The following is a 6,390-nucleotide window of genomic DNA, read 5'->3' as shown; positions in this document are numbered from 1 at the left end:
CTTCTAAAACCTGAGTCGTCGAATCAAACGACGACACCACTCCAAACAACCGCAAGGACAAGAAACCAAGAACACACCCACCGTCGAATAAAACGACGAAGACCGGCGGCCTCCCACGTTTCCGTGAAAGGTCACCGGCCGAGGCACACTACAAGGTGCAGTTCTGTGCGCTACTTGCGCCCTGCTTCGTAGGCGGCACCAACCTTGTACAGGCGGTCATCCTTGAACGCCGGAGCCATGATCTGCAGGCCGGTCGGCAGATTGGTGTCAGATGCCAAGCCGGAGGGTACAGACATGCCGCACACGCCGGCAAGGTTCAGCGGCAGGGTGCAGAGGTCGAAGTTGTACATCTCCATCGGATCCTCAACCTTCTCCCCCAGCTTGAAGGCCGTGGTCGGCGTGGTCGGGGAAACAAGGACATCGACCTGTTCGAAAGCGCGCTCAAAGTCCTGTGCAATGAGGGTGCGCACACGCTGTGCTTGGAGGTAGTAGGCGTCGTAATATCCGACGGATAGCGCGTAGGTACCCAGCATGATGCGGCGCTTAACCTCAGGGCCGAAACCAGCAGCGCGGGACAGAGACATAACCTCTTCCGCGGAGTGGGTTCCGTCATCGCCCACACGCAGGCCGTAGCGCATGCCGTCGAAGCGGGCCAGGTTGGAGGACACCTCACACGGCATGATGAGGTAGTACGCAGCCAGTGCGTCGTCGAAGTGCGGGCAGTCGACCTCGACGATCTCCGCGCCCTGGTTCTTCAACTGCTCAACCGCAGCGTGGTAGGCCTCCATCACGCCCGGCTGCCAGCCGTCGCGCTCGAACTGCTTGATCAGGCCAACCTTGACGCCGGAAAGGTCGCCATTGGTGCCTTCCTTAGCGGCGGCGACTACCGGGGCAACCGGCTTATCCACGGAGGTGGCATCAAAAGAATCGTGTCCGGCAATGATTTCGTGCAGCAGTGCGGTATCCAGAACCGTGCGGGCAGTCGGACCTGCCTGGTCCAGAGAGCTTGCAGCTGCGATGAGGCCGTAACGCGACACCGTGCCGTACGTCGGCTTGACACCAACGGTGTTGGTCAGTGCAGCAGGCTGGCGGATCGAGCCACCAGTGTCAGTACCGATACCCAGCGGGGCCTGGCCCGAGGCAAGAGCCGCAGCAGTGCCGCCGCCGGAGCCGCCCGGGGTGCGCTCGGTGTCGTAGGGGTTGTGCGCGGGGCCATAAGCAGAGTTCTCGTTAGAAGAACCCATCGCGAACTCATCAAGGTTCGTCTTACCCAGAATCGGGATACCTGCCTCGCGCAGCTTCGTCACCAGCGTAGCGTCATAAGGTGACACCCAGCCCTCCAGCATTTTGGAGGCGGCGGTCGTAGGGGCGTCGGTAGTAACGAGCAGATCCTTGAGCGCCAGCGGCACGCCAGCCAAGGCAGAGGCGGGTTCTTCGCCGGCGTCGAGGGACTTATCGACGGCGTCGGCAGCCGCCAGCGCTTCCTCCGCGCCAACATGGAGGAAGGCGTTGAGCTCGCCATCGGTCTCCGCGATGCGATCCAAGAATGCCTGAGTAACTTCGCGGGAGGTGAGCTCACGGGAGTGAATCTTCTCAGCCAGCTCGGCGGCGGTCAGTGCGGTAATGCCCTCGGTGGGCGCAATGAATTGTGCCATTCTTATTCGTCTCCTCCACCCAGAATCTGCGGAACCATGAAGCGGTCATCTTCAGCTGCCGGCGCTTGGTCCAGGGCCTGTTCGGCGGTGAGGGTGCGCACAATAACGTCCTCACGCATTGGAGCATGTACGGAGTGCGGGTGCGACATCGGCTCCACACCTTCAGCCTCGACCTTGCCCACCGCGGACACCGAGTCCACGATTTCGTCGATCTGCGCGGCGAACTGCTTCAGTTCTTCCTCGCTCAGGGCCAATCGCGACAGCTTTGCCAAGTGCGCGACCTCGTCACGCGAAATATCAGACACGCGAACTCCATCCTTTTATTCATTGAGACGGTTGATAGCTAAGCACCCATGGTACTGCACAGCTGTTGCCGCGCCACCACCACTCCTCCCCTAAGTGAAGCTCATACTATTGAATAGTATTCGACAGGTTGGGTAACATCGATCGAGTTAGAAAGCCAAATATCCCCTCCCTACTTATTCACCTTCCCCAGAAAGAACGATATGTCGTACCTCGTCCGTGTCCTTCTCCCTGACACCCCCGGCAGCCTTGGCCTCCTTGCCAACGCGATGGGCAGCATCGAGGCCAATATCCGCTCCGTCGACATTGTAGAGAATTTCCCAGACGGTACGGTCATGGATGACATCGTCTTGGATCTCCCCCAGTCCACCATGGCGGATGAGATCATCACGGCAGCACAGACCGTGGAAGGCGTAGAGGTCGACTCCATTCGCCCCTTCAGCGGTCGCGTCGACCGCCGCGGGCAAATCCACGTGCTGGCCAAGGTTGCCGCACAACGCAACGTGACGGCCGCAATGAGCGAAGTCTGCGCCGCCATCCCCAAGGCGCTGACGTCCAATTGGGCCATTGTCATCGCGAACGACGAGAACATCAGCCGCATCGCCGCGTCGGACGCCGCGCCTGCCGACGACGGCTCGATCCCCACCGACCTCAACATCACAACGGCTCGCGTGCTCAACCCTGAAAAGGACACGTGGATCCCGGAATCCTGGACGCTCATCGAATCCGCGCTGGCCGCTGCTCCCCTCGTGGGAACGAACTACGTCGTGGTCATGGGCCGCGTTGGTGGACCCGATTACCTCGCCTCCGAAGTTGAGCACTTGGGTGACTTGGGTGCCATCTTGGGTGCGTTTCTTACTTAGCGGGCAAGCAACGAGTTGAGTCCCGCGGCGACATCGGGGACCACGTGGTCCACCTCTTCGGTGATCTGCGTTCCCGGGAACGTGAAGGACTCGGTGGCGATAGAGTGCATCGAGAGATCATTGAAGCTATCGCCGAAGGTGTAGAGTTCAGCTTTTTCGTGGCCGAGATGATCAAGCAACCGCGTCAAGCCCTCACCCTTGTTATGGCCAGGTGGCATGATGTCGTAGAAATCGCAGTTAAAGGATGATTCGACGGCACAATTCTCGCGGACCCACTCGTCCACCTCGCGGCGCAGCTCAGGGTTGCCAGGGATCCACAGGGACAACAACACAGTGCTGCGCTTGGCGACGTCCCCCGGATCCACCACTTCCGTATTCGCCACCATGGAGGACTCGCGTCCTGCGAGGCCATCCCACGCTACCTGGTCGGCTCCAGACAAGCCTGTGAGGTAGATATTCAACGGCAGGCCGGTGAAACGAGCGACAATGGACTGCACAACCTCACTCGGCAGATGCTCCTCGTGCAGGATGGAATAGTCGCCGCCGGTGATGACTGTCCCGTTGTAGAGCACGTGGTAGTCCAGCTCCACGCCGAAGGGTTCGAGTGTGTTGCGCGCATTGGCGATGGACTTGCCCGTCGCGGAGACGGCCAAGTTGCCTGCGGCACGCCACTCAGCGATGGCTTTTTGTGTGGCCTCTGTTATGTCTTCGTTGACGTAAACAGTGCCATCCATGTCTAAAGCCGCAATCTTCATGAACCGTAGTGTATTAGACCTTCAAAGGCTGAGTCCACAACCGCTGAGCACGCCTTGTGGATGTCGGGTTGCGCCCAGGGGAAGGTGAGGGAGACGTCGGCAAGCGCATGCATGGGCAGGTCATTGTGCCCGTCCCCGAAGGTGATGAGCTCAATGTCAGAGCGCTCAACTTCCAGGTGACGAAGCAGCCAAGTCAAGGCAAAGCCCTTGTCGTGACCGGGCGGCATGATGTCGAAGAAGTTGCGGTTCATCGCGGTACCTACCGGAAAGCGGTCCGTGACCCACTGCGCGATCTTCCTCTGCAGGTCTGGGTTGCCCGGGGTCCAGGCGGCAACAAGCGGGAAGACCTCTTCCTCAATGCGTGACGGCGGGACCGGCACGGGCTCACTGATGATGGGGTTGTGCACGCCCGCCACGTTGCGCACGAGGTAGCCGTCCGGGCCTGTCAAACGTGTGCAGTAGAGGTCGAGCTTTGGTGTGTCATGCACCCGCTCATACACGGCACGAACCACCTCGGGCGGTACATGGTTTTCGTAGAGCAACTCATAAGAGCCATCCATGATGACGGTGCCGTTGCAGAGCAGGTAGTAGTCGAAGTCAACGCCAAAAGGCTCTAGTGCACGCCGAGCAGAATGAGGAGACTTGCCCGTAGCCACGACGGCAAGGTTGCCCGCAGCGCGCCAACCGGCAATCGCCTCCGGCACGTCCTCGGGCATGTGGCCATCAAAGTAGACAGTGCCGTCCAGGTCGAAGGCGGCTAACTTCATGCCTCGCCCGTTTCAAGGAGGCGGTTGAAGCCTTCCTCATCCAAGATGGTCAAGCCAAGGTCGCGGGCCTTCTGTTCCTTTGAACCGGCGTTTTCTCCGACGACGACGTAGTTGGTCTTCTTCGACACTGAGCCGGAGGCCTTGCCGCCGCGGGAGATGATGGCTTCCTTGGCGGAATCGCGGCTGTAGTTCTCTAGGGTTCCGGTCACCACCACGGTAATTCCCTCCAGCGTTTGCGCGGGCCTATCGCTGGATTCTTCCTCCATGGTCACCCCGGCGGCGGTCCACTTCTGCACGATGTTGTCGTGCCAGTCCACCTCGAACCATTGCTTAAAGGATTCCGCGATGATGCCACCCACGCCATCGGTATCCGCTAGCTCCTCCACCGATGCCGCGCGCAGCGCCTCCATGGAGCCGAACCGCGTGGCTAACGCACGTGCGGCAATGGGGCCAACGTGGCGGATGGACAGCGCTACGAGCACTCGCCAAAAGTCTGCCTGGCGGGCGGACTTGAGGTTCTCCAGCAGCTTCTTGCCCGAGGCGTTGAGCGCGCCCTTCTGGGTGGTGTAGACCGAGGATTTAAGGAGTGCTTCTTCATCGAGATCAAAGAGGTCCGCCTCATCCTTGAGCACACCGGAGGAAATCAGATCCGCAGCAGCCTTCTCCCCCAGCTCACCAATGTCGAGCGCCTTGCGGGAGGCCAAATACTCCAGACGCGCCGCCAGCTGCGCTGGGCAGCTGCGGGTATTCGGGCAGCGCCAGTCCTGGTCGCCTTCCTTCTGCGGAGCCAGCTTCGTACCGCATGCAGGGCAGTTCTCCGGGAAGACCCATTCGGTCTCGCTGCCATCGCGCTTGTCTAGAACGGGGCCGAGAACCTCAGGGATGATCTCGCCGGCCTTGCGGATGACAATGGTGTCCCCGATGAGGACGTTCTTGTTCTTGACCTCGAACTGGTTGTGCAGGGTGGCCATGGAAACCCTCGAGCCGGAGACAAAGACTGGTTCCATGATGGCGAAAGGCGTCACGCGCCCGGTGCGACCGACACCGACCTCAATGTTGAGCAGCTTGGTGGTGACCTCCTCCGGTGGGTACTTATACGCGATGGCCCAACGTGGCGCACGTGAGGTCGCGCCTAAGGAGCGCTGGCTGGCCAGGTCATCGACCTTGATGACGAGACCGTCCATCTCGAAGTAAGCATCGTGGCGGTGTTCCTCCCAGTAGGTCACGCGCTCTTGAACCTCCTTGGCGGTGGTGACCCGCTGGGTATAAGGCGACACCGGGAATCCCCATGCCTCCAAGGCCTGGTAGGCGTCGTGTTGCGAGGCTGGTTGGAATCCTTCGCGCGCGCCGATGCCGTGGCAGACCATGTGGAGCCGGCGCTTCTTGACGTCCTCCGGGTCCTTCATGCGCAGTCCGCCCGCGGCCGCGTTGCGGGGGTTGGCAAAGGTGGGCTTACCATCCTCGCGGCGTGCGGAGTTAATTTCCTCAAATTCATCCGGGCGCATGTACACCTCGCCGCGGACCTCTACCAGGGAGGGAACCGGGTATTCTTCGCTGCCCGTCAGCTCACGTGGGATATCGGGAATAACACGCGCATTAGCAGTGATGTCCTCACCCACGCGACCATCACCACGCGTGGCGGCCGTGGCAAGCTTGCCGTCACGATAGACCAAATCGATGGACAAACCGTCAATCTTGAGCTCGGTGAGATAGGCCTTTGCCGGCGTGCGGTCCAGCCAATCCTGCAATTCCTCGGCGCTAAAGACGTTGTCCAAGCTGTACAGGCGTTCCAGGTGCTCAATGTCAACGGCGCCCTCCGGGGCAGCGCCCACCTGCTGGGTAGGCGAATCCGGGGTCTGCAGCTCTGGGTGTTCTGACTCTAAGGCCAGCAAGCGCTGGAAGAGCGCGTCAAAGTCCGCATCCGGAATCGATGGCTCACCGTTGTAGTACAGCTCGCGGTGCTTGCGCACTTCTTGGGCAAGCTCGGACCATTCGCGTTGGATATCTACTGCATCACTCACGAGTCACTAGTGTAGCGGGGCTACCG

General features: G+C 60.5%; 6 protein-coding genes. 1 reads left to right on the top strand and 5 read right to left on the bottom strand.

Annotated features, from left to right (window positions below; all coding sequences use genetic code 11):
• Positions 1-170 precede the first annotated feature (170 nt).
• Together gatA and gatC are read right to left on the bottom strand one after the other, a co-directional pair.
• Positions 171-1,655, bottom strand: coding sequence for an Asp-tRNA(Asn)/Glu-tRNA(Gln) amidotransferase subunit GatA (gene gatA / locus HMPREF2967_RS08960; RefSeq protein WP_070686108.1), 1,485 nt, complete (start codon positions 1,653-1,655; stop codon positions 171-173).
• Positions 1,656-1,657: 2 nt separating this feature from the next.
• A complete protein-coding gene (gene gatC / locus HMPREF2967_RS08955) occupies positions 1,658-1,960 on the bottom strand; it encodes an Asp-tRNA(Asn)/Glu-tRNA(Gln) amidotransferase subunit GatC (protein WP_070525257.1) in 303 nt (100 codons plus the stop codon).
• Positions 1,961-2,161: 201 nt separating this feature from the next.
• On the opposite strand from gatC, the gene HMPREF2967_RS08950 reads away from it, so the two are divergent.
• Positions 2,162-2,821 carry an ACT domain-containing protein gene (locus HMPREF2967_RS08950; protein WP_070525255.1) on the top strand — a complete coding sequence of 220 codons (660 nt, stop codon included), beginning with the start codon at positions 2,162-2,164 and terminating at the stop codon, positions 2,819-2,821.
• On the opposite strand, the gene HMPREF2967_RS08945 is transcribed toward HMPREF2967_RS08950, so the two are convergent.
• Genes HMPREF2967_RS08945 through ligA form a run of 3 tightly spaced genes read right to left on the bottom strand, consistent with a single transcriptional unit; the run spans position 2,818 to position 6,364 of the window.
• Positions 2,818-3,576 (bottom strand): HAD hydrolase family protein, encoded by a 759-nt coding sequence (locus tag HMPREF2967_RS08945; RefSeq protein ID WP_070525254.1) that lies wholly within the window; start codon positions 3,574-3,576, stop codon positions 2,818-2,820. The genes HMPREF2967_RS08950 and HMPREF2967_RS08945 overlap by 4 nt on opposite strands.
• A complete protein-coding gene (locus HMPREF2967_RS08940) occupies positions 3,573-4,343 on the bottom strand; it encodes an HAD family hydrolase (RefSeq protein WP_070686106.1) in 771 nt (256 codons plus the stop codon). The genes HMPREF2967_RS08945 and HMPREF2967_RS08940 overlap by 4 nt, the downstream gene beginning before the upstream one ends.
• Positions 4,340-6,364, bottom strand: a complete 2,025-nt coding sequence (gene ligA, locus HMPREF2967_RS08935; protein WP_070686104.1) for an NAD-dependent DNA ligase LigA — start codon at positions 6,362-6,364, stop codon at positions 4,340-4,342. Before ligA ends, HMPREF2967_RS08940 begins: the two co-directional genes overlap by 4 nt.
• Positions 6,365-6,390 lie beyond the last annotated feature (26 nt).

The organism is Corynebacterium sp. HMSC059E07 (genome assembly GCF_001814395.1).
Classification (GTDB): Bacteria; Actinomycetota; Actinomycetes; order Mycobacteriales; family Mycobacteriaceae; genus Corynebacterium; species Corynebacterium hesseae.
This window is presented reverse-complemented; position numbering and strand designations above follow the sequence as displayed.

Bases quoted from the DNA above. Each gene is read 5' to 3' on its own strand.
- gatA (WP_070686108.1), bottom strand. From the start codon at position 1,655: ATGGCACAATTCATTGCGCCCACCGAGGGCATTACCGCACTGACCGCC.
- HMPREF2967_RS08945 (WP_070525254.1), bottom strand. From the start codon at position 3,576: ATGAAGATTGCGGCTTTAGACATGGATGGCACTGTTTACGTCAACGAA.
- HMPREF2967_RS08940 (WP_070686106.1), bottom strand. From the start codon at position 4,343: ATGAAGTTAGCCGCCTTCGACCTGGACGGCACTGTCTACTTTGATGGC.
- HMPREF2967_RS08950 (WP_070525255.1), top strand. From the start codon at position 2,162: ATGTCGTACCTCGTCCGTGTCCTTCTCCCTGACACCCCCGGCAGCCTT.